At 53.5% G+C, this 23,171-nt stretch carries 22 protein-coding genes and 1 other RNA gene; 14 read left to right on the top strand and 9 right to left on the bottom strand.

The features are described from left to right. Window positions 1-2 precede the first annotated feature (2 nt). Window positions 3-1,166: a hypothetical protein gene (locus ACJJIT_RS04090; protein WP_444900058.1), complete on the top strand. Its 1,164-nt coding sequence runs from the start codon at window positions 3-5 to the stop codon at window positions 1,164-1,166. 24 nt (window positions 1,167-1,190) lie between these two features. Here the strand turns inward: ACJJIT_RS04090 and ACJJIT_RS04095 are convergent, their stop codons facing one another. Beyond that, window positions 1,191-1,625: a nuclear transport factor 2 family protein gene (locus ACJJIT_RS04095; RefSeq protein WP_444886960.1), complete on the bottom strand. Its 435-nt coding sequence runs from the start codon at window positions 1,623-1,625 to the stop codon at window positions 1,191-1,193. A 27-nt stretch (window positions 1,626-1,652) separates the two neighbouring features. Further along, on the bottom strand, window positions 1,653-2,795 hold the full coding sequence (locus tag ACJJIT_RS04100; protein WP_444884038.1) for a S1C family serine protease: 1,143 nt from the start codon (window positions 2,793-2,795) through the stop codon (window positions 1,653-1,655). A 604-nt stretch (window positions 2,796-3,399) separates the two neighbouring features. Between ACJJIT_RS04100 and sat the strand changes: the two genes are divergently transcribed. Beyond that, window positions 3,400-4,590, top strand: coding sequence for a sulfate adenylyltransferase (gene sat / locus ACJJIT_RS04105; RefSeq protein WP_444884039.1), 1,191 nt, complete (start codon window positions 3,400-3,402; stop codon window positions 4,588-4,590). A gap of 91 nt (window positions 4,591-4,681) precedes the next feature. Here the strand turns inward: sat and ACJJIT_RS04110 are convergent, their stop codons facing one another. Beyond that, window positions 4,682-5,122 carry a YhcB family protein gene (locus tag ACJJIT_RS04110; RefSeq protein WP_252082986.1) on the bottom strand — a complete coding sequence of 147 codons (441 nt, stop codon included), beginning with the start codon at window positions 5,120-5,122 and terminating at the stop codon, window positions 4,682-4,684. Between the two features lie 357 nt (window positions 5,123-5,479). Between ACJJIT_RS04110 and zapE the strand changes: the two genes are divergently transcribed. The 9 genes from zapE (at window position 5,480) to ACJJIT_RS04155 (ending at window position 13,895) form a co-directional block, all read left to right on the top strand. Further along, complete coding sequence (gene zapE, locus ACJJIT_RS04115) at window positions 5,480-6,604, top strand: cell division protein ZapE (RefSeq protein WP_444900059.1); 1,125 nt, start codon at window positions 5,480-5,482, stop codon at window positions 6,602-6,604. A gap of 127 nt (window positions 6,605-6,731) precedes the next feature. After that, complete coding sequence (gene rplM, locus ACJJIT_RS04120; protein WP_152454552.1) at window positions 6,732-7,160, top strand: 50S ribosomal protein L13; 429 nt, start codon at window positions 6,732-6,734, stop codon at window positions 7,158-7,160. Window positions 7,161-7,175: 15 nt separating this feature from the next. Beyond that, entirely contained in the window at window positions 7,176-7,568 is a 393-nt protein-coding gene (gene rpsI / locus ACJJIT_RS04125; RefSeq protein ID WP_252082984.1) for a 30S ribosomal protein S9, read from the top strand. 301 nt (window positions 7,569-7,869) lie between these two features. Continuing rightward, entirely contained in the window at window positions 7,870-8,469 is a 600-nt protein-coding gene (gene petA, locus ACJJIT_RS04130; RefSeq protein ID WP_444884041.1) for a ubiquinol-cytochrome c reductase iron-sulfur subunit, read from the top strand. After that, entirely contained in the window at window positions 8,466-10,667 is a 2,202-nt protein-coding gene (locus ACJJIT_RS04135; protein WP_444900060.1) for a ubiquinol-cytochrome c reductase, read from the top strand. The genes petA and ACJJIT_RS04135 overlap by 4 nt, the downstream gene beginning before the upstream one ends. A 104-nt stretch (window positions 10,668-10,771) precedes the next feature. Next, complete coding sequence (locus ACJJIT_RS04140; RefSeq protein ID WP_252082981.1) at window positions 10,772-11,398, top strand: glutathione S-transferase N-terminal domain-containing protein; 627 nt, start codon at window positions 10,772-10,774, stop codon at window positions 11,396-11,398. A gap of 25 nt (window positions 11,399-11,423) precedes the next feature. Then, window positions 11,424-11,819 carry a ClpXP protease specificity-enhancing factor gene (locus ACJJIT_RS04145; protein WP_252086012.1) on the top strand — a complete coding sequence of 132 codons (396 nt, stop codon included), beginning with the start codon at window positions 11,424-11,426 and terminating at the stop codon, window positions 11,817-11,819. Window positions 11,820-12,064: 245 nt separating this feature from the next. Beyond that, window positions 12,065-13,165 carry a GGDEF domain-containing protein gene (locus ACJJIT_RS04150; RefSeq protein ID WP_444900061.1) on the top strand — a complete coding sequence of 367 codons (1,101 nt, stop codon included), beginning with the start codon at window positions 12,065-12,067 and terminating at the stop codon, window positions 13,163-13,165. 106 nt (window positions 13,166-13,271) lie between these two features. Next, window positions 13,272-13,895, top strand: coding sequence for a Yip1 family protein (locus tag ACJJIT_RS04155; RefSeq protein WP_252082979.1), 624 nt, complete (start codon window positions 13,272-13,274; stop codon window positions 13,893-13,895). Window positions 13,896-13,914: 19 nt separating this feature from the next. Here the strand turns inward: ACJJIT_RS04155 and ACJJIT_RS04160 are convergent, their stop codons facing one another. Together ACJJIT_RS04160 and ACJJIT_RS04165 are read right to left on the bottom strand one after the other, a co-directional pair. Next, window positions 13,915-15,810, bottom strand: coding sequence for a M48 family metallopeptidase (locus ACJJIT_RS04160; RefSeq protein WP_444900062.1), 1,896 nt, complete (start codon window positions 15,808-15,810; stop codon window positions 13,915-13,917). Window positions 15,811-15,813: 3 nt separating this feature from the next. Then, complete coding sequence (locus ACJJIT_RS04165) at window positions 15,814-16,410, bottom strand: LemA family protein (RefSeq protein ID WP_444900063.1); 597 nt, start codon at window positions 16,408-16,410, stop codon at window positions 15,814-15,816. A 178-nt stretch (window positions 16,411-16,588) separates the two neighbouring features. On the opposite strand from ACJJIT_RS04165, the gene ACJJIT_RS04170 reads away from it, so the two are divergent. Further along, complete coding sequence (locus ACJJIT_RS04170) at window positions 16,589-17,779, top strand: thiolase family protein (protein ID WP_444886954.1); 1,191 nt, start codon at window positions 16,589-16,591, stop codon at window positions 17,777-17,779. A gap of 128 nt (window positions 17,780-17,907) precedes the next feature. On the opposite strand, the gene ACJJIT_RS04175 is transcribed toward ACJJIT_RS04170, so the two are convergent. The 4 genes from ACJJIT_RS04175 to ACJJIT_RS04190 all read right to left on the bottom strand — a co-directional run bounded on the left by ACJJIT_RS04175 (window position 17,908) and on the right by ACJJIT_RS04190 (window position 21,418). Continuing rightward, window positions 17,908-18,498: a BON domain-containing protein gene (locus ACJJIT_RS04175; protein WP_252082975.1), complete on the bottom strand. Its 591-nt coding sequence runs from the start codon at window positions 18,496-18,498 to the stop codon at window positions 17,908-17,910. Window positions 18,499-18,501: 3 nt separating this feature from the next. Further along, on the bottom strand, window positions 18,502-19,092 hold the full coding sequence (locus ACJJIT_RS04180; RefSeq protein WP_226645585.1) for an SIS domain-containing protein: 591 nt from the start codon (window positions 19,090-19,092) through the stop codon (window positions 18,502-18,504). A 63-nt stretch (window positions 19,093-19,155) separates the two neighbouring features. Next, on the bottom strand, window positions 19,156-19,518 hold the full coding sequence (locus ACJJIT_RS04185) for a YraN family protein (RefSeq protein WP_444900064.1): 363 nt from the start codon (window positions 19,516-19,518) through the stop codon (window positions 19,156-19,158). Continuing rightward, the gene (locus ACJJIT_RS04190) at window positions 19,505-21,418 is read right to left on the bottom strand and encodes a penicillin-binding protein activator (RefSeq protein ID WP_444900065.1); all 1,914 of its coding nucleotides are present in this window, start codon (window positions 21,416-21,418) and stop codon (window positions 19,505-19,507) included. The genes ACJJIT_RS04185 and ACJJIT_RS04190 overlap by 14 nt, the downstream gene beginning before the upstream one ends. 39 nt (window positions 21,419-21,457) lie before the next feature. On the opposite strand from ACJJIT_RS04190, the gene rsmI reads away from it, so the two are divergent. After that, a complete protein-coding gene (gene rsmI, locus ACJJIT_RS04195) occupies window positions 21,458-22,300 on the top strand; it encodes a 16S rRNA (cytidine(1402)-2'-O)-methyltransferase (protein WP_444900066.1) in 843 nt (280 codons plus the stop codon). 69 nt (window positions 22,301-22,369) lie between these two features. Beyond that, window positions 22,370-22,737: RNase P RNA component class A (gene rnpB, locus ACJJIT_RS04200), an RNA gene on the top strand. The last annotated feature ends 434 nt before the right edge of the window (window positions 22,738-23,171 follow it).

A 23,171-nucleotide genomic window follows, 5' to 3' on the forward strand; every position in this document is an offset into this window, starting at 1 on the left:
TCATGCGTAAATTACTTCTGTGTTTAGCTGCTCTTAGCCTGGTTGGTTGTGCGACGACTGATGAATATAGCGTTGAAAAATATTCAGGGTTTGAGCAGAGCCTTCCCGCCCTATCCCTATTCGCCAAGATGCCTGGTGAGGATTTTGAACGGCGCTGTAACGACTATTCCGAAAGTTCTCTGCTCAAATATTGTCAGTATGGTGTAGTGGACTACACGGAGCTATTGGGGCAGCTGGAAGCCTCCACAGCCTTTAGTTCTGTACACTCTGGTAACGACGATATTCCTTACCAATTACTGGTAACTTCTGCCGGTTATTCTGAGGAGGGGATAGAGGATATCGGCGAGGCGGTTATAGCCGGTGCCACCTTGATGTTGGCTCCTGTGCGTACCACGCAGGATATCCATATCGATGCAATCCTGACTTGGCACGGCCTACCCTTGAAGCGTTATCAATTAGAGTTTCCGTTCACAACAACAATAAGCCTGTTTACTTCTCCGCTTGCCGCAAAGCAAGATTTAGCCAAAGTGGTAGCAGGGGAGCTGATAGCTTTACTGCAGGAAGATAGGGTTATGGCTCCGGAGTATCTCTATCAATCCATTGGAGCGAGTGACTACCACTCGGCTCTGAATTTGCCGGAGTCTGTCGGTGAGTATGTGAGCAACCCCCTTGTGCTTGCTAGCCACCCGTTATTTGGGGCTCAAACGCGCTACGTGCACCGTCAGTTTCAGTTCGATTCTGTAGATGTTTTTGTCTACCCAATCCCCAATTGGGAGTGGGGAGATCTGAAGCAGGCGCAGGTTGAGGAGCTGGATAGGGTTCGCCAGGAGCTTGAGCTGGTCGAGAGGGAGGCTCAGTGGCAGGTGTTGGATCTCAGTGAGGAGGCTTCAGAAATATGGCGCGTACAGGGGCAGGACATGCCCGTGACCAGGCTTTCCGGTTATTTCCTCGCCGCAGATGGGGAGCGCTTTGATACCCATACCTATTTATTTGTACGCAAGGATAAATTTATTAAGGTGCGAGCTTCTTTTTCCGGAGAGGGGAGAAGCAGGGAGGAGGTAGAGACTTTTGCTAGGGGGCTAATTGCCCGGGCGAATGTACCCAGTGAATCCCGATTTATGGCTAATGTTCGCGAGAATTGGCGCGAAAGGCGGGCCGGGGACTAGCCTGGCCCACGCAATATTCTATTTCTACTGGCTTCCTTCTCTGGGAATTTGGGTTGCCTGCCAGGCGATTACAAACCAGTCTCCTTGGCGTTTCACAAAAGTGCCTGTATTTAAATAATAGTTTTTCTTTCCTTTGACACTATCGTTGGCCACTAATTTGAAAGCTACTACTGCCGTATCTCCAAGTAGGCGAATATCGATATCCTCTGCGGCGTAGTTCACTGTTATGGGCTCATCGCCAGCTGTCTCCATGCCCTGCATGATTTTTGCTTTGCCAAATCGCTTTCCCGCGGAGCTGGTATAGACAAGGTCATCAGCCCAAAAGCGCTGATGGGCCTCGGCACTGCTGGCAGCATTATCGATAAAATAATGTAGTAGTTTTTGGAGTTCCTCTTTGTCATCGGCCCAGCATTGCCCGGCAACAAGAGTCGCGAGGATGGAAAGGATGATTGTGCGCATAGGTTGTCTTCCTTGTTCCCCGGCAGGCTATTCCACAGGGGTTGTTGTGTCAGGCTTGACTGACACGGTAGCTTCCACCGTATGAGACTGCCCCTCTCGAGTGAAGGTAATGGATATGGTGTCTCCAGGACGCAGGGTTGCCATGGTGGCCTCACCTTGCTTTCCGTCGCCAATGGGGAGTCCATCGATATGGGTGATCACATCTCCAGGTTTGAGTCCGGCGTTATGAGCTGGGCTCTCATTGTAGATGGCAGTAATCATGACGCCACCGGTGGAGAGGAGATTGAATTCCTTAGCCATCTGCGGGCTGATTGCGCTGGCTTCGATGCCTAGCCAGCCGGGTACAACGCGGCCGTAAGCAATAATGTCCTGCATTACTTTAAAAGCGATATTGGCGGGAATGGCGAAGCTGATCCCGCCGGAGTAGCCGGACTGGTTGAGAATAGAAGTGTTAATACCGAGCAGGCGCCCGCGGGAGTCCACCAATGCGCCGCCGGAATTACCCGGATTCACGGCAGCGTCAGTTTGCAAGAAATTCTGTAGGTGGCTTCCGGTGCCGGAGTTTTCCAAGTGGCGTCCCTTGGCGCTAATGATGCCTTGGGTGACCGTCTGGCCAACCCCAAAAGGGTTGCCAATAGCCAGAACTACATCGCCTACTTGAGCGGATTCGGGCTCACCAACTGAGATAGAGGTTAGGCTGTCGAGTTCGATTTTCAAAACGGCCAAGTCAAAGTCGGCATCGCTACCGACCATGCGAGCCTGTGCCTCGCGGCCATCAGCGAGCAGAATGACAATAGCGTCTGCCTGGTCGACCACATGGTGGTTGGTGAGAATATAGCCGTTGTCACTGACAATAACCCCAGAACCGAGGTTCGACTGCATGCGTTCCCTCTGTGGGACATTCATATTGTCGAACAAACGGCGAAAAAGGGGGTCATTAAATAGTGGGTGTTGCCGCTGTGGTAGTGCCATGCGGGTATAAATGTTAACTACAGCGGGACCAGCCATATTGACTGCCTGGGCATAGGAAACTGGCCCCTGCCAATCCTCCTGGGGAGGTGTGGGGTTTGTGCCGCGCAACTGCGGAAATATGACCAACAGTAGTGCGGCCATAGCCAAACCTATCAGGGCAGGCAGGGCCCAATCCTGTAAAAAGCGATTTTGGGACACTCGAGACTCCTCATTTGTGCTGATTATACACACCTCTTGCTGGGGATTCGCCGAGTACAGCCTTGCTGCTGTTTCAGTGGCTAGTTCAAGGTGAGTTAGGGGTTCTGCGAGGAGTTTTCTATCCCCCTAGTGACTATTGAGGGAGCTTTAGTGGGGGTATTTAAAAGATCAGCATCAATGACTTCTGTTTAGAGGCCTTCAAGGTAGTCCATTCATATGCTTGCCAGTGCTTATAGTTACCCTGTGGTCCCCAGAAGGTTTATTGAGCTTGATCGGGGGTGGTAAGCCGACCTTTCTCGCCCCAGTTCTTATATCTATGCCCTATTGATGTTGACAGCCCCAAACGGATATTCGGGGATATTTTCCCAGTGTTTATTTCCTGGCTAGATTACCCGCAGCCTTTACTTCGAATATATGTACGATCTGTAAAAACTGTGTTTCGGTAGAGCATCAATTTCTTAGAGCAGTATTGTTGTTTAGTGGGCTATAGGGGGAGCTATACTCCCCCATTCTGTATAGGTTTGACATTGGTCAGCCTTTATAGATGCGTATAATGGCCAGCCGATAATTGACTAACCGGCAAATTTTGTATTTGGAGACCAAAATGTCCTTAGTTCGTCCCCACGGCAGTGTTGAGCTGCAGCCTCGCTTTGTTTATGACAGCGAGCGGCATCACCAGCTGATGCATGAAGCGGAGTCGTTGCCCTCTATTGTGGTTAGCTCTGCCGCTGCCGCCAACGCAGTCATGCTGGGAGCGGGCTATTTCAACCCCTTACACGGTTATATGAACTTGGCCGATGCACTGAGTGTTGCTGCCACCTTGCGCACAGTCGACGGCCTCTTTTGGCCTGTGCCGGTGTTGAATGTTGTTGAAGACACCAGTGCTATTGAGGGGGCATCTCGAATCGCCTTGCGGGACCCGAATGTTGAGGGTAACCCGGTGCTGGCGATCATGGATGTGGAATCGATTGAAACCGTATCCGATGAGCAGATGGATGCGATGGCCGAGCAGGTCTTTGGCACCCTGGATGATAAGCATCCCGGTGTTGCCACCTTTAAATCCGCTGGTCGTCAGTTAATTTCTGGCCCTATCGAAGTACTGAACTTTAGTTATTTTATTAACGACTTTCCGGATACCTTCCGCACAGCGGTAGAAATTCGCAATGAATTTGCCGAGCGTGGTTGGAGCAAAGTGGTGGCCTTCCAAACCCGCAACCCTATGCATCGCGCCCATGAAGAGTTGTGTAAGATGGCTCTTGAAGCGGTAGAGGCAGATGGTGTCCTGATTCATATGTTGCTGGGGCAGTTAAAGCCCGGTGATATCCCTGCGCCGGTACGCGATGCCTCGATTCGCAAGATGGTCGAGCTCTACTTCCCTGCTAATACCGTAATGGTGACCGGTTACGGTTTTGACATGCTCTATGCTGGTCCTCGCGAAGCCGTGCTGCACGCGTTGTTCCGCCAGAACTGTGGTTGTAGCCACCTGATTGTAGGCCGAGATCACGCTGGTGTTGGAGATTACTACGGTGCCTTCGATGCGCAGACTATTTTCGATGAGAAGGTACCTGAGGGTGCTTTGGAAATCGAAATCTTCCGAGCCGATCACACGGCTTACTCAAAGAAGCTCAATAAAGTTGTGATGATGCGTGATGTACCCGATCACACTAAGGAAGACTTTATTTTGCTGTCTGGAACCAAGGTACGTGAAATGCTGGGGGATGGCATTGCGCCGCCTCCGGAGTTCTCCCGCCCGGAAGTGGCGCAGATCCTGATGGATTATTACCAGAGTCTGTAAGCTTGCAACTTAATGAAAAAGGCGGGATATCCCGCCTTTTTCGATTTTAAACCGTTGCGAAAAATAGAGCTTATTGGGTTCTTGTTACTTGTTAGCTGCCTGCGTGTGCTTCTTTCTCCAGGCCATAATCTTCATCGAGGGTGCCTTTGGCGCCGGGCTCTTTCGGTGCCCAGTCTTTCGGTGGTTCCATCTCTTGAAGTTGCTTGTCGTCTTCTTTCAGTTTGCCGCTACCTGCTTCAAGCATTTGTCGGCCTATATCCTGGTTGGAGAGGCGTAAAGCGCTATTGGATAGATACTCGTGAACGTCTTTGTAACTTTCGGTCAGGTTGTGAACCAGCTGAGAAGTTTGGTCAAAGTGTTCATTGACCTGTAGCTGGAAATCCTCGAGCTTGCTATTGGCCTCTCGCAGGCGCTGTTCCAGCTCTTGGGTGCGGTCAATACTGGAGCGCCCGCGAATCGCTAGGTAGGCTAAAAAAGCACCCAGCGTCATTCCGAGAATGCCAACTAAAATTAATACCGATGTAGAGTGCACTTCCTACCTCCCGAACTTGCTCTTATATGGCACTGGCGATCCCTGGTGCATGATTATGGATGGCGGTTATTTGGACCGCGATACTGCCTGAGGCCCTGGATGGTCAACGTTAAGTGACTGTCGCCCAATGTTAGCGGGCCCAGTATACGCGATTATTAATCTGACAATTAAGGTTGTTAGGTATTTGCGACACGCCAATTTACCGCCAGTTCCGAATTGCCGGTATAGGCTGGCGAATCGGACGCGGGTAGGGCTTGGCTGGGTTCGCCGATGTTGTACCTTTGTCGCCTAGGCGGCTTTGTGGTGAATTTGGTAGAGTGCGCGCCTGTGATTTAGCTGTTGAAGAAATTTTCATCTATGTTGCCCGCCAAACCTCTCTTACTTTCCCCTCTTGAGCGCTATGAGAATGACCTACAGCGCCCTGAATTTTTGGAGGACTCGTCCCAGAGGGCAGCGGTTCAGGAGCTGCAAGATCTGCACCTGCGCTTGGTGGCAAGGGCTGAGCGAGGGTTTCTTGCCGGGCTAGTTTCACGTCTGCGCGGCGCCGATGTTGGGCCTGAGCGCGGGCTCTACTTCTGGGGTGGGGTGGGGCGCGGTAAAACCTATCTGATGGATGCCTTCTATGAGTCCCTGCCTTTTGAGCAGAAGCAGCGCACCCATTTCCACAGGTTTATGCGCCAGGTTCACCAGGATCTGAAGGAGTATGCCGGGGAGAAAAACCCGCTGGAAAAGGTAGCCGACAAGATTGCGCGAAGGGCGCGTGTGCTCTGTTTTGATGAGTTCTTTGTCTCAGATATCGCTGACGCTATGATCTTGGCGGGCCTTTTGGATGCCTTGTTCCGCCGTGGGGTGGCTCTAGTGGCCACCTCTAATATCGTGCCGGAAGGGCTCTATCAAGATGGTCTGCAGCGAGCCCGTTTTCTGCCAGCTATAGAACTCCTTCAGCAACACACCAAGGTGGTGAATGTCGATGGTGGCACCGACTACCGGCTGCGCACCCTGGAGTTACTGGAGCTTTACCATGCTCCACTCGACAGAGCGGCAGACGAAAACCTGGCCAACAGTTTCTCCCGTCTGATCGTGGATGGTTGTGAGGTGCGCAGTGATGTCGACTTGCAGGTTGAGGGGCGTCCTATCCGTGCACTGAAGGTGGCAGATGATGTTGCCTGGTTCAATTTTGAAGATCTGTGCGATGGTCCTCGCTCACAAAATGACTATATAGAGTTGGCGCGGGAATTCCATACGGTGCTGTTGGCGGCGGTACCGCGGTTTGATGAGCGCATGGATGCCCAGGCGCGCCGCTTTATCAATTTGGTGGATGAATTCTACGATCGCTGCGTCAAGTTGGTGATCTCTGCAGAGGTACTGGCCGAAGAATTATATGGAGGGCAGCACCTGCGTTTTGAGTTTGAGCGCACGGTCAGCCGGTTATTGGAAATGCAGTCCAGGGAGTACCTGGAGAGGGCGCATCGCCCGGAATAGCCTCGCTTGCCGAGATGGGTGGGCGCCCCAGAAATCGCTTGAAAAGCGAGCACTCCTTTTGTACTATCCGCGCTCTTTTGTGGGACGGCCCCTAAAACCAGGGGGTCATATTACAGGTGTTTATAACATGAAGACATACAGTGCCAAGCCAGAAGCGGTAAAACGCGACTGGTACATTGTTGACGCTGCGGACAAGACCCTCGGCCGTATTTCTGCCGAGATCGCACACCGCCTGCGTGGCAAGCACAAGCCTGAATACACGCCCCACGTGGACACTGGTGATTACATTATTGTGATCAATGCCGAGAAGGTTCGCGTGACCGGCAATAAGGCCAAAGACAAGATCTACCACAGCCATTCCGGCTACCCCGGTGGTCTCAAGTCGATCAGCTTTGAAAAGCTGATCGAGAAAGCGCCCGAGCGTACCATTCAAAGCGCCGTTAAAGGCATGCTGCCGAAGGGTCCTCTGGGTCGCGCCATGTTCAAGAAGCTGAAAGTATACGGCGGTAGTGAACATCCTCACGCGGCACAACAGCCGATTGAACTGGCGATCTAAACGGGAAGAAATCTGATGGCAACTACTCAATACTACGGTACCGGCCGCCGCAAGACCTCCACCGCTCGTGTATTTATCGTGCCCGGTGAAGGAAAGATCAGCGTAAATGGTCGCGACCTGGACGAATACTTTGGCCGCCAGGTAGCTCGCATGATCGTGCGTCAGCCGCTGGAAAAAGTAGACATGGTCGAGAAATTCGACATCATCGCAACTGTAAAAGGTGGTGGTTCCTTTGGTCAGGCGGGTGCAATCCGTCACGGCCTGACCCGCGCCCTGATGCAGTACGATGAGGAACTGCGTCAACCGCTGCGCGCCGCTGGTTTTGTTACCCGCGACGCCCGTGAGGTTGAGCGTAAGAAAGTGGGTCTGCGCAAAGCGCGTAAGAAGCCGCAATTCTCCAAGCGTTAAGCTTTCTTTTGGGCCCGGCAATTGCCGGGCTTTTTTCTATCCGGTAGTTGTGACTTTGAATACCCATTTGGGAATTGTTCAATTTCTCGCAATTTCACCGCGCAATTCCAGACGTTCCCCAGGTCTTTGCCTTGTATCAAAATGGCATTTTCTTTAACATTGCGCGGATTTGTATCCGCTTGATTTGTGGGGTTTATTCGCGCGGGCAATCTGCCGGAGCGGGACTTCTTTCAAGACTTTTTGGGTTTGGGCCAGCGCATTTCCGGTCTGTCCGGGATCGCTGTGATGGGAGAACTACGTCATGAGTGATGACGGTGTAAATGTAGGACGGCGCCGTTTTTTAACCGCTGCTACCTCTGTAGTTGGTGGTGCGGGTGCGGTTGGGGTGGCCGTGCCTTTCGTCGCTTCCTGGAAGCCGAGTGCCAAGGCGAAAGCTGCGGGCGCTCCGGTTAAGTACAACATTAGCAAACTTGAGCCGGGTCAGATGGTCACCGTTGAGTGGCGCGGCAAGCCGGTATATGTGGTCCGTCGTACTGACGAGATTTTACAGGACCTGGAAAAGGTGGAGCCGCTATTGCGAGACCCCAATTCCGAAGAGTCTATCCAGCCGGCTTATGTAAACCCGGAAAACCGCTCTATCAAGCCGAAGTTGTTGGTTCTGGTTGGTCTGTGTACTCACCTGGGCTGTGCGCCTATGTACCGTCCCGAAGTCGGTGCTGCCGACCTGGGTGGTGACGAATGGATGGGCGGTTTCTTCTGTCCCTGCCACGGTTCTAAATACGATATGGCTGGCCGTGTATACGCCGGTGTTCCGGCACCTACCAATCTGGAGGTTCCGCCTTATTCCTATGAGAGCGATGCTGTAATCGTGATTGGTGTAGACCAGGAGGGCGCTGCATGAAATGGCTAGCAAATTTCGGTGACTGGGTAGATCAGCGTCTGCCGATCTACCAGGCCTGGGATAAGCATATGGGCAAGTACTATGCGCCCAAAAACTTTAACCTCTGGTACTTCTTCGGCGTATTCTCCCTGCTCGTACTGGTCAACCAGTTGTTGACCGGTATTTGGCTGGTAATGAGTTTTAACCCCTCTGCAGAGGGCGCCTTTGCCTCCGTTGAATACATCATGCGCGATGTGGAGTGGGGCTGGTTGATACGCTATCTCCACTCGACAGGTGCGTCTGCCTTCTTCGTGGTAGTGTATCTGCATATGTTCCGCGGCCTGATGTACGGCTCTTATAAGCCGCCCCGCGAGCTGGTGTGGATCTTCGGTATGTGTATCTACCTGGTGCTAATGGCCGAAGCCTTTATGGGTTACGTACTGCCCTGGGGTCAGATGTCCTACTGGGGTGCCCAGGTGATCGTATCCCTGTTTGGTGCGATACCCGGTATCGGTGACACCCTGGTGGAGTGGATTCGTGGTGACTACCTGATTTCAGGTATTACTCTGACCCGATTCTTCTCTCTGCACGTCATTGCGTTGCCGTTGGTGCTGGTATTGTTGGTGGTATTGCACATTCTTGCGCTGCACGAAGTGGGCTCTAACAACCCAGACGGTATCGAGATCAAGAAGAACAAAGACGAGAACGGTATTCCCAAAGACGGCGTGCCTTTCCACCCTTACTACTCGGTTCACGACCTGGTGGGTATCGCGGTATTCCTGTTTATCTTCGCAACCGTTGTGTTCTTCTTCCCGGAGATGGGTGGCTTCTTCCTGGAGTACGCTAACTTCGAAGAGGCAAACCCGCTGAAGACGCCGCCACATATTGCCCCGGTTTGGTACTTCACACCCTTCTATGCAGTTTTGCGCGCAGTAACTATGGATATTGGCCCTCTGCCGGCTAAGTTCCTCGGTACTGTTGCTATGGGTGCTGCTATTGCGGTGCTGTTTGTGCTGCCCTGGCTGGATAAGAGCCCGGTGCGTTCCATCCGCTACAAAGGCTGGTTGCCCAAGGCGTTACTGCTGGTGTTCGCTGCGGTATTTATTATCCTCGGTTATCTTGGTGTTAAATCTCCGACCCCTGAACGCAACTTCCTGTCTCAGGTGGCGACTCTGTTCTACTTCGCCTTCTTCCTGACCATGCCGGTCTGGACGAATCCGAAGAGCAAAAAAGGCATTGGTTCCTGGGTTGTAAGCATCGGCTTCGGTGTGCTGTTCCTGTGGATGGCCGTTGCCAATCTCTCTGTGAATACTTTCATGGCTGTGGTAACCCTTCTACTGGCGGGCTTCTTTGCCGCTCTGCCATGGATTACTAACCGCGATGACGTATATCCGGAGCCTGAGCGTGTAACCAGCCCGTCTGGCGCCAAGACTTTCGGTATCTTGTTTATTGGTATTGTGATTGTCGGACTGCTGACCTTTATTCCCATTAAGGCGGTAGGTGCCGAGTCCAGTGTTGAGCTGGACCACATCAATATCGACCTGCAGGACAAGCCGTCTCTGCAGCGCGGTGCCAAGTACTTCGTCAACTACTGCATGGGTTGCCACAGTGCCAACTACTCCCGCTGGGAGCGCGTTGCCACCGATCTGGATATCCCCAACGAGTTGATGATGCAGAACCTGGTTCTGGGCAACGATAAGATTGGTAATCTGATGGAGATCTCCATGCGTCCGGATGACTCGAAGGTGTGGTTCGGTGCCACACCTCCGGACCTGACGCTGGTAGCCCGCTCCCGCTCACCGGAATGGCTCTACACTTATCTCCGCAGTTTCTACAAGGATGACAGCCGGGCTACCGGTGTGAACAACCTGGTATTCCCCAGTGTCGCTATGCCCCATGTTTTGATGGAGCTGCAGGGTTTACCGGAATGTGCCCCGGGTCCTAAGCGCGACCACGGCAAGATTGTGCGCGATGAGTTGGGCAACCCCATTATGGATGCCGATTGTGGCAGCCTGAAAGTCGGTAGTGTGAAGGGCTCCATGAATCCTGAAGAGTTCGACCAGGCTATGTATGACTTGGTCAACTTTATGGAGTACATTGCCGAGCCTATGGCTGAAGATCGCAAGCGCATTGGTTTCTACGTGCTGGCGTTTATTTTTGTATTCTTTATCTTCGCCTGGCTGTTGAACCGCGAGTACTGGAAAGACATACACCACTAAGTTTCGCCGGTTTCTCTTTGATGGGTGGTGGAGTTGCTCCGCCACCCTTTTATATTTTGAAAAGGTTGGCGCTCGCCGACCAACTAGTTTGAGGTAGATTGAACATGGGTGTGCCTACCAACAAGCGCTCCTCGATGACCTTCTTTTCCGATGGTCGCAGCCACTACAGCCACCGCGTGCGCATTGTGCTTGCAGAAAAGGGAGTTTCCGTCGACATCATTGATGTTGATCCCGATGATAAACCAGCCGAGCTCGCTGACCTCAATCCCTATAATTCTTTGCCCACCCTGGTAGATCGCGATTTAGTATTGTTCGAAACCAAGGTGATGATGGAATATCTGGACGAACGTTTCCCGCATCCGCCGTTGCTGCCTGTGTATCCGGTTGCCCGTGCACAGAGCCGTCAGATTATGCACCGCATCGAGCGTGACTGGTGCCCGCTGGTAGATAAAATCTTGGCTGGCGGCAAAGATGTAGCTTCTGCGCGTAAAGAGCTGCGCGATAGCTTCGTTGGTATTGCGCCGATGTTTACCGAGTTGCCCTATTTCTTTAATGAAGAGTTCTCTCTGGTCGATTGCTGCATGGCCCCGCTGCTGTGGCGTCTTGAGCAGTTTGAAGTCAGTTTGCCTAAAACCAAGCAGGTTAAGCCGTTACTGGATTATATGGATCGCCTATTTGCTCGCGAAGCCTTCCAGCAGAGCCTGACTGAGTACGAACGGGAAATGCGTTGAGGACACTTTTGTGAGTAAGCCGGCTATGACATCCAATCGTCCTTACATTTTACGGGCGTTCTATGAGTGGATAACCGATAACCGGTGCACTCCCTATATTCTGGTGGATACCCATTTGTCTGGAGTCTTGGTGCCTCAACAGCATGTTAACGACGACGGCCAGATTGTGCTGAATGTCTCGGAAAGTGCTGTGGTTGGCCTGACCATGGACAACTATGCGATCAGATTTAATGCGCGTTTTGGTGGCGTGCCTACCGATATACAAGTCCCGGTAGGGGCGGTTATCGGTATCTATGCCCGTGAAAATGGGCAGGGCATGGTGTTCGAGCCTGAAGAGACCCCGGAACCGCCGGAGCCGACACCGCCTACCAGTTTAGGCAAAAAGTCGGTGAAAAAGCCCTCGCTAAGGGTGGTGAAGTAGTCGTATCAGGATTTCGAAGGGGGCGGTTTTGCCCCCTTTGTTGTTTTTACTCTAGCTTATTTTCGCTCCTCTCTATTTCTGTGAGTTACTTCTGAGAATACGCGCTTGCTAGTTGCGTAAAATTGCCTGTTATTTTTTAGTTCCTATTCATCACCATGCCGTCGTATTTTCAGTGGCTGCGTTTTAGCTGGATACCTGGGCTACTTCTGGGTTTACCGCTTGTCCAATACTTACCCTGGCTTGATTTGGCCTTTCTGCACAATGCCCAGCTGCCATTTCTCCTGTTGGTAGGGGCGCTTCTACTCAGTTTTTTTTACCACTCCAGCCGGGTTGGTTTGGCTGCATTGCTGCTGATGGCTTTCTATGGGGCGACTCGCTTGGACTGGTTATTGGGGTGGGAGCAGGACCTACCTATTTACCTGGGATTGATAGCTCTCAATCTGATGCTATTTAGTTGTAGCCGCGATCGTAGTATCTGGGGCTATTTGGGGGGTGTCTGGCTATTGGCGCTTCTTGGGCAGGGGATGGGGCTCTTTTGGATGCAGCAGAACTTTGGTCCACTGTTGCAGCAGTTCTCGTTGCCCCACTTGCCGGCTTGGTCGTTAGTCTTTGAGTCGTTCTCCTCCCCACTACCACTTTTGGCCTGTATGGCGGCTTCAATGGGGGCATTCGCTCTATTGATCCTTTACCCAGGACCAACAGCCATGGGGTTGCTAAGTTGCAACCTGCTTATGCTTTATGGGGTTTGGAGTGGTATGCCCTTGGTTCCTCTGATGTCTGTAGCGGGCTTACTTCTTCTAACTTCGTTGCTTGGGAGTAGTTATGAGTTGGCTTTTCGCGATGAACTGACCGGGGTTAAGTCTCGGAGGGCGTTTCGCTATCAAATGCTTACACCGGGGTGGCACTATTGCATTGCGATGATTGATATCGATCATTTTAAAAAGCTGAACGACCGCTTTGGGCATCAGCTTGGAGATCAGGTATTACGGATGGTGGCTACCCAAATTGCCAGATATGCACCGGGGCAATTATTTCGCTACGGTGGTGAGGAATTTGTGTTGCTGATACCGGGGCGTGACCGGGAAGCGGCAGAGAAACAGCTGGAATTTATGCGGGAGAAAATTGCCTCTTACCCTATGCATCTTCGCTCAGGAAAACGTAGCTCTGGGAATAAATTTTGGCGTTCTGAGAACCGTACGGGCCAGCAAGTCAAGGTAACAGTTAGTATCGGCCTTGCCCAGAAAAGCAGGAGATTGAGAAGGGCTGAGGAGATTCTAAAAGCTGCGGACCAGGCACTTTATAAAGCCAAACGCAGTGGTCGAAATCGCATGAGCATCCACCTTTGATATAAATCAACCTGATTTGAAAGTGGCGCTTAATTTCTTATTTGCATTGGTTATTTTCGCGCCGACCCCCGATACTGCAAAGCAGGGTATTAAAGGGAGAATAAGCGTGCGGTTACTCAGTCACACTATTGGTATTCTGACCAACCCAGAGAAAGAGTGGAAGGCTATACGGGCGGACAGGCATTCTTTCTTCCAGGTATTCATGACCCATGTGCCATTTCTAGCTTTGATACCTACAGTTGCCGGTTATTTTGGTGTAACTAGGGTAGGGTTTGAGGTAGGCGGGCACTTGGCGAAGCTGACCCCTGAGAGTGCGGCGGTTTTATCAATCGTTACCTATTTTGCTCTTTTGGTTGGTGTTTATTGCCTAGGGGAATTTATCAACTGGATGGCTAGGTCCTATGGGGTCGAGGGGGATGAGCCCACTAGGCACTATGAAGGTACAGCACTCGCCGTTTTTATCACCACACCGATTTTTCTTGCCAGCATTGTCGTGCTTTTCCCACACCCCTGGTTGACTATGGCTGCGGTCGGAATTGCAGGTATGTATTCCATTTATCTGGTGTTTGCAGGCATCCCCATTTTGATGAATATGAATAAAGAGCGGGCCTTCCTTTATGCTTGCGCAGTGTTGACCGTGGCCTTGGTGTTGATGGTCACAGTACTAATCACCTCCGTTATTTTATGGAGTGTGGGCATAGGCCCAATCTATCAGCACCACGCGCCTTAAGAGTAAATAATTTGCCAGGCTAGTTTTCTTTTAATACTAGGGGCGGCATAGGGCAATCCAGGCTGTCCGCTATCGCTCTGAGCAACTCAATCTCTTCCGCCTTGATAATGCCATTGTGGTTTAGAGTGTAAACCAGCGCTTTTAGCAGTAAGGGCTTTTCTAAAGGCTTCATTTGACTGGCTATAGCGATCGCTTTGTCCAGGTGCTGCAGATCGATATCTTTGCGGCTTGGCAGCGGGGTGACCTCTAGCTGTAAAAACTTTAGCCCCTGCTCGTAGGCGCGTTTTGCCGGTAAGTACTCGCTATTACCCGCATGGGCAATGGCTGCGATCAGGAAGCGAGAGGCATCGTTACCAGCGCCTTTCTTGTTGGAAAGGCGTTGCCGATCGGGACTCTCTTCCATGGCGTGCATCAATACTCGATACAGGGCCCACTCCCAGATCTCAATCTTCCCATCGCTGCGCAATAGTTTAATCAGGTTTCTCTTGAATACCTGGTATTGCTGTGGAACCAGTACTTTGAGTGCGGGTACGCAGAGATCTAAAAGCGGTAGGCGCGCATTGTCGGGCAGGGCTTTTAGTTGTGGAGCTAACTTGTGCATTTCTCTTACTACCGCGGGATGGGCGATTTTCTTCAATAGCACCATCTGGGTCTCGCGCTCGCTCTCCCCGCTGTGCAGCAGCAGATGATAAATCAGAGCACGAGCGATGAAGGGGTCGTGAGCAGCCTGCAGGATAGCGGAGGGGATAGATTCCAGTAGCTGACGGCCGTATTGCACTTGTTGTGCACTGGGGCAGGCAATACTGTTGTCCACCGCTTCCAGGGCGACCTGGAAGGGGGCTGAGTCGACGAAATGGATAGTTGATCCGGAATTTGTTTCTTTAGTTTGTGTTTGTGCAGTGGAGCTTCGCTCATTGAGGTAGAGGCCATTCCAGCTAGGTTCTAGCCGCGCTATGCGTTTGCTCAGGGGAGGGTGGCTGGCGAACAGGTTGAAAAAAGAGCGCTTTAGGCCGCTGCTAAAAAACATATGACTGAACTCAGCCGCTCTGCCACTGCTGAGGTTTGAGCCAGTGCTGTAGCCGCCAATTTTCTTGAGGGCGTTGGCAATACCTGCGTTGTTGCGGGTGAACTGGACCGCAGAGGCGTCAGCAAGATATTCCCGTTGCCGACTCACAGCGGATTTGATTAGGTTGCCGAGTAATGTGCCTGCATAGCCCAACACCATCAGAGCTAGGCCCAAAGCAAACAGGGGTATACGACCGCGGTTATCTCTACTGTTGGGGTAGACGCCGCGCACCAGCCAGTGACCCAGCAGGCCGATAATCAATATGCCGTTCAGTAGGCCGACGATACGGATATTCAGACGTGTGTCGCCATTGAGGATATGGCTGAACTCATGCGCCACCACGCCCTGCAGCTCGTCTCGGTTGAGATTTTCAATGCAGCCGCGTGTAAGACCGATCACCGCATCGCAAGGCTTGTAGCCGGCGGCGAATGCATTGATGGCTTGATCTTCAATCAGGTACACATCTGGCACCGGGGTACCGGAGGCGATGGCCATCTCCTCTACCACATTCAGGGCGCGCTGTTCGGCAGGGCCCTGAGGGGCGATATTGAGTTTGCGCCCGCCCAGCGACTCAGCTACCACTTTACCGCCGGCGGCCAGCTGCTGCAGTTTGTACAGGCTGCCCAGGGCCACGATAGCCACAATCGTAAGTGCTATGTAGCCCACTGTCTGCCAGCCGAGCAGCTGCTCGATCGCCAGTGGGGAAAAAGCCTGGCCGCGGGAATACGAAACCGCAGCGGCAGCCACCAGGGTGGTCAATCCAACCAGCAGAATTAACGCCAAAGTAAAGAGTCCGACTAACAAGCCGCTGTTGCGCCTGGCCTTATCCTGGTGCTCGAAGAAGTTCATCGCTTAAAACTCGATTCGTGGTGCTACCTGGATGGCTTCGCAGTCGGCAAACTCCAGTAAGCGGCCGTCGGCGCGGTGGCCAAAGAATCCCGCCAGTAGAACGGGGGGAAAGCTCTGTTTGTAAATGTTGTAATTGGTGACTGCGTCGTTAAAGGCTTGGCGGGCAAAGGCAACCTTATTTTCGGTGCTACTCAGCTCCTCGTTGAGCTGCATCATATTCTGGTTGGCCTTGAGATCTGGATAGGCCTCCATAACAGCATTGAAGCGGCCCAGAGCGCTGTTCAGGGCACTTTCAGCACGGCCGAGGTTGTCGATCGCACTGGCGTTGGAAGGGCTGGCTGCCGCGGCTTTCAGGTCGCTAATGGCGGTGTTGCGTGCACTGACCACCGCTTCAAGGGTATCCCTCTCATGCTGTAAGTAGCCCCTGGCGGTTTCCACCAGGTTGGGGATCAGATCGTGGCGGCGCTTAAGCTGCACCTCAATCTGAGCGAAGGCATTCTCGTTGCGATTTTTTAGGGATACCAGCCGGTTGAAGATGCCGATCCCGTAGAACAACAGTGCGGCCAAAACAACCAGAACGACGATGCTTGAAATCTCCATAATCCCCTCGCCACTTTTTCTTGTGATTGGCGTCGATAGTAACATGCCCCTGTGGCGATCGAGACGTATTGCCCCGGGGTTCTGGCGGAACGGGGTATGGCTTCGGCTATAATGCCGCGACATTAAAAACAATTGCCGCCACGACAGGGATGGCGGCGCTGAACTGGGAGCAGACAGAATGAGCGATGTAACCTCAGATCCAGTAGTGATCGTTGGAATGGCACGCACCCCAATGGGTGCTATGCAGGGGAGCCTGTCGGCGTTGAGCGCGCCGCAGCTGGGCGCCGCGGCCATTCGCGCGGCGCTGGAAGACGCCGGCGTGTCTCCTGCCGATGTCGATGAAGTACTGATGGGCTGTGTGCTTCCGGCTGGTGTTGGGCAGGCGCCTGCCCGCCAGGCTTCCCTGGCTGCGGGTATTCCCGAAGGCACGCCCACTACCACAGTTAATAAGGTCTGCGGCTCCGGTATGAAGACCGTGATGATGGCCCGCGACGCACTACTCTTGGGTGAAGGCAAAGTTATCGTTGCCGGCGGTATGGAGAGCATGAGTAATGCCCCGTACCTGCTGGCCAAAGCTCGCTCCGGCATGCGCTTGGGACACGGCGAGGTCAAGGATTCAATGTTTCTTGACGGCCTGGAAAACGCGGCAGATGGCAAGTTGATGGGCACCTTTGCCGAGAGTACGGCCGAAAAATACGGCTTTACCCGTGAGGAGCAGGATGCTTTCGCACTGGAATCCCTGGCTCGGGCCCAGGCAGCCATCGAGAGTGGCAGTTTCGCTCGTGAGATCGCCCCAGTGACCATCGCTTCTCGTAAGGGCGAGGTAAAGGTTGATACGGATGAGGCTCCCGGCAATGCCCGCCCAGATAAGATTCCCCAGCTGAAGCCGGCCTTCCGCAAGGATGGTACTGTCACCGCGGCCAACTCCAGCTCTATTTCTGACGGCGCCGCCGCTCTGGTGCTGATGCGCAAGAGTGAAGCGGAGAAGCGCGGTCTCAAAGTGTTGGCAGTGATCAAGGCACAGGCTCAGTTTGCCCGCGAACCCGAGTGGTTCACCATCGCTCCGGTGGGCGCCATGCACAAGCTGCTGGAAAACTCTGGTTGGTCCGTCAGCGATGTAGACCTGTTTGAAATCAATGAGGCCTTTGCTGTGGTGACCATGTCGGCCATGCGCGAGCTGGATCTGCCCTGGGAGAAGGTCAATGTGAATGGCGGCGCCTGCGCATTGGGGCATCCTTTGGGCGCGAGCGGTGCCCGCATCCTGACCACCCTGCTGGCGGCGATGGAAAAGCGCGATGTGAAAAAAGGGGTGGCGAGCCTCTGCATCGGTGGCGGTGAGGCCACAGCAGTAGCGATTGAGCGGGTATAGGTCCCGCGCGATAGTTAGAAATAAAAAACGGAGGCTTTTGCCTCCGTTTTTTTGCGCTTGTTCTTTTTGACCGATATCACCAGGCTCTTATTAAGGCCTAGCTGCAGTAGCGTGCAGTGGATGTGTTGTTAGTTGATATATTCCACCGCTTTCACCACTTTCTGAACCCCGCCAATCGAGCGGGTGAGGTCAGCAGCGCGCTCGGCCTCGGCTGGGGTGAGCAGTCCCATCAGGTAAACGACTCCGTTTTCCGTCACGACTTTAATGCGCGCACCATCAATTTCTTTGTGAGCGAGTAAGTTGGTTTTTACTTTGGTGGTCAGCCAGGTATCACTGGTAGAGGCTAGAAAAGTAACTTTACCGCGAACCTGAGTTTCATTGTAAACCTGGCGAACATTTTGTACTTGGCTGGCAGTGCGCCCGGCGAGTAGGCGCAGTTCCTGATCGGGCACCTGTCCAGTGAGTAGCACGACTCCGTTAAAGGAGGTCACATCGATATTTGAGGTCTTCAGATCCGGATGTGCCTTGTTGATATTGACCGTCACTATCGTTTCGATTCTCTCGTCATCGATATAGGTGCCCAGTGAACGCTTGCCGGGATCTTGTTGAATGGGGCCATCGTGGGTGGCCTCCATAACGGTGCTGCAGCCACCGAGTAATGCGGTTGCGGCAAGGGCAGAGAGAAGGCGTTTTCCCAAGGAAAGTTGGTTTTTTTTCATGGTTCAGTCCTCGTAGCCACCAAAAAGGCTGCTGTCGATTAGATCACACAGGCAAAAAATAGTCAGAAGGTGCACCTGGTGTACCTCTGCTGCGACATCAGAAGGCACTCGCAGTTCAATATCGTGTGTGTCTAGCAGGGCTGCACAATCGCCACCGTCGCCACCGGTCAGCGCCAGTATGCCCATATCGCGATCCCGTGCAGCGCGCATGGCTTGAACGAGATTTGAGTCGCGACCATCACTGCTGATAATTACCAAAAGGTCGCCGGGTTGTCCCAGTGCGCGCACTGGGTGCGCAAAGGTATCGGCGCTGCCGTGATTTTGCGCAACGGTGCCCATGGAGACGCCGTCACTGTTAAGGGCCATGGCGGGCAGGCCTGGGCGCTCGCGCTGGAACCCCCCGGTAAGTTGAGAGCAAAAACTCTGTGCCAGGGCGCCGCTGACCCCATTGCCGCAGAGCAGCACCTTGCTCTCTGCTAGCAGTGTGTGCACCACCATCTCACTGGCTTCCGCAATCAGGGGCGCCAGTATCTCACCGGCGTTCATGGTGGCTTCCAGGCTGTGGTGAAAAAGGGTTACGACTCGCTGTTCCATTGTGTCCTTAATACTGGCGAACTGGGGTTCGCCATACTTGGCAAGGTAAATCTCGGTTTTGCCTCAAGTTTCGAAGGCGTTTTTAATCCACTGAATGTTTTGCGCATCGCCCTCTATAGCAAGGACATCGAAGCGGCAGGGACAGTCCAGTTTGTGTTGTTGCAAATAGCCGTGGGCAGTGGCGAGCAGTTTCTGTTGCTTGCGAATATCTACACTGGCTCCGGCCCCGCCGAAACGGTTGTTGCGGCGGAAGCGCACCTCCACAAACACTACAGTATCGCTTTCACGGGCGATAAGGTCTATCTCTCCGTGGCGACTTCGGTAATTTCGTTCGATCAGGGTGAGTCCGGCACGCTGTAAATAGCGTGCCGCGGCGTCCTCCATGTGGGCGCCGATACTGCCTGCGGAGCCTTTAAAAAGTTTCACTATTATCCGCTTGCAGGCTGGGCTGTCGCGCTGGCATCGGGGGTTCTATGGTTGTAATCGGTACCGGCACTCCTTTTTCAATTTGAGCCCACATCTGCTCGCGCACTATGCGCCCGTCGGTGCTTAGGCTCAGTGCGCCGGTGAGGCCGTGTACTTTTTGCTCTGGGAACTGGCGCAACATTGGCAGACGCGGGTAGAGGCGGAAAGCATCTGCGCCCAGAGCGTAAAGGCGAGCGAATGCTGCCTGCGGGGCTACCTGCTCTTCGATATCCCGTTTGGTTTCACTGTCTTCAAACAGCCAGGGCAGTGCGGTAAAGCGCACGCCATTGATATCGCGATCGCGATTTGGGTTGGCCTGGCCGGCAAAAACATGTGAGGTCGCATAAACTGGCAGGTCTCCAGCATAGAAGTAGGTCAACATGGGGTTGAGCTGTCGCGCCTGCTGCGGCAGGGCGGTAACAAAGATCATATCGACATCACCGCGCCGGCGCGGGGTGAACTCCAGTGGCGCCGATAGGCGTCCCTGGAGTACCTTCTTGCGTGCCTTACTGTCGGGAATGAGTAGGACATCGCTGACCAGGTCAGAAAATTTGCTGTTATTAGTGAAGGTTTCATTGATGCTTACGGAGCCGCCGAGTTGCTGCCACTCCTCCACGAACGTTTCGGCACCACGCCGTCCCCAGCTGCTATTGGTGCTCAAAACCATCGCTTGGCGATGTCCCTGGCGATAGGCGTGACGAGCAATCTGGCGAGCTTCATCCTCAACTGCCAGTCCAAATTGGACCAGGTCGCCAGTAAGTCGGCCCCTGTCGCCATAGTTCAGCGCGAGTGTGGGGACGGGTAGCTTTTCAGTGGCCAGCAAATTAGCGACCTTACTTTTATCGAGTGGGCCGACAATAAACTGCGCTCCTGCGTCTACAGCATTTTGATAAATCTCCTCGAAAGGTTGCTCGGTACCGGTGTCGTACACCAATACCCGAGGCGTTGCTGCACCAGCTTTTAAAGCGGTGTAGTGGGCGGCCATAAAACCATCGCGAATCGCGCGGCCGGCACTGCCCAGTGAGCCACTGATAGGCAGTAATAAGGCAATATTATCTGCCCGCTGCGCAGCTAGGCGTTCCAGTAGTTGTAGTGCCTCGGGTGGGTGGGAATTGGCACTGTGTGCCGGCCAGCGCTCCCGCCAGCGGCTCAGGGCGGTGAGTTGAGAGCTGATATCGGCCTGGGTATCGCGCCCCAGCAGGGCGAGCTGATACCAGCCGCGCATCTGGGTATCGCTGCTACTGTTAGCGCGCTGCTGAAGTTCGCTGGAGGGCAGCTGGGTTAACAGCTGCCAGAAACCGTTGTTGTTCTCGGTGATGCTTTCATCAGATTGGGCCAGGTAGGAAATCTCGCGGCGCTCAGATATAGCGCTATCCAAGTCTCCCAAAAGTCCCCATAGGTCGGCACGCAGGTTTCGCAACGGCAGGGCGGTATCGTGGGGTAGTTGCCTCCAGACGCTGTCGAGGCGCGTCGAGGTTGCTAGGTCTAAAGCCTCGAAGAAATCGTCATTATCAACCAGTAGATGGCCGTAAACCTGGGCGTAGCTGGCAAACAGGGTGTCGTCGAGCTGCTCGGGAATTATTAGGGTTACTGCGTCTTTGGCCGTCTCTTTGTCGCCCAGCTCGTATAGAATAGCCGCCGCTTGCAGACGCTGTTGGTCCCTAGCGGGTGCCTGCAGGGTATCTGCGCGGCGAAGCAGCCGCAGGGCATCACTGCGGCTGACTTGGTGGTTTGCCGGATAGGAGGGCTGGTAGCCCCCAGGCCGTGAGGCTGGAGTCTGGCAGGCAGCTAAGGCCAGTGTCAGGGCGGCGGCTGCCACGCTGGTGATCACAGTAGAGGTACGCCGGGAAGAGGCGAACATATTCTTCTCCCGCAATATTTATATTTGGAGTGAACAGCTATGGGGCCGGATCAGGCGCTGCTATATATTGTTGCTACGCCCATCGGTAATTTGGCCGATATGGTACCGCGAGCGATTGAAGTTCTACAATGCGCCGATTTGGTTGCGGCAGAGGACACACGTCACAGTCAGAGACTCTTTTCCCATTTCAATATCGATACGCCGCTAATGGCCTATCACGATCATTCCGATGGCAAGCGTACGGGACAGATACTACAGCGCCTGGAGCAAGGGCAAACGGTGGCGCTGATCTCCGATGCCGGTACCCCACTAATCTCCGACCCCGGCTATCGCCTGGTGCGCGAGGCGCGAGAAAAGGGTATTCGCGTGGTGCCAATCCCGGGTGCCTGTGCCTTTGTCGCCGCGCTGAGTGCTGCCGGCTTACCCAGTGACCGATTTAGCTTTGAGGGTTTTCTACCCGCTAAATCCGGCCCCCGTGAGCGAGCATTACAGGAGTTGGCATCAGACAGTCGAACTCTGGTTTTCTATGAGGCGCCCCATCGGGTCGCAGATACCTTGCAGGCGATGGCAGAGATTTTTGGCGCTGAGCGCGAAGCGGTCATAGCGCGGGAGGTGAGCAAGGCCTTCGAGACATTCCAGTTGATGCCTTTGGGTGAGTTGGTAAATTGGGTGCGTTCCGACAGTAATCAGCAGCGAGGAGAGATTGTATTGTTGGTGCGTGGTGCTGAGCGTCGCCACGACAACGAGCTGGATGGAGAGGCGCAGCGAGTGATGACTCTGTTGCTGGCCGAGTTACCACCGAAAAAGGCCGCCGCTATTGCTGCGGAGATTACCGGTGTTAAAAAGAAGGCTCTGTATAACTGGAGCCTGGAGCAAAAATAAGGCGCTGTCTTTCGCGGTTCAGGGAAAATGCCTGTTGCATTCCGGCTGTCGCCTCATTACTCTTCGCCGCGAGCTGGCCGGGCAATCGCTGTCGCCTTGTGCGATGGAGGAAAGTCCGGGCTCCATAGGGTGGAACGCCAGGTAACGCCTGGGGGGCGCGAGCCTACGGAAAGTGCAGCAGAGAGTAGACCGCCGATGGCTTCCCTCGATTTTGGTCTGGGGAAGCACAGGTAAGGGTGAAAGGGTGCGGTAAGAGCGCACCGCGCGGCTGGTAACAGTCCGCGGCACGGTAAACCCCGTTCGGAGCAAGACCAAATAGGCCCTCTATAGGTGTGACCCGCACTGAGGGCGGGTAGGTCGCTTGAGGTGTCTGGTGACAGGCATCCCAGATGAATGGTTGTCCTCGACAGAACCCGGCTTACAGGCCAGCTCACACATTTCTAAAGCCCGGCATCCGCCGGGCTTTTTATTTTGTTCCCTCTAGCCTGGCATAGCCTTTGGCGGAGAATGGAACGGATGTACCTCTATTTTTGATCGTGGCGCGCTTACTGGTGCTGTGGCGGCTAGTTTAATATGGTTGACTATTTTGTAGGTGGGCACTCACTCCATTTTGTTACTTTGTGACAGTGATTTATATGTCATTACTCCCATCTTTGCTGTAGACCCCGATTTTACTGGGGCTTATGCGGACTTTGCGGTCGATTTCCTTGACTTTGCGTCGACCAGTTTTATAGTGTCGAGAGTGGGTAAAAGTGGAAATTCGTGGAACTTTGTGGTTTATTCGTCGCCGGTAAGTGGGCATTTACACAGTGCGGCGTAAGTTTAAATTTTTCCCGCTATCGGCCTGCTGGATGAAGGGGCCTTCCGCGAC

The organism is Microbulbifer mixtoriginis (SeqCode), assembly GCF_052467515.1.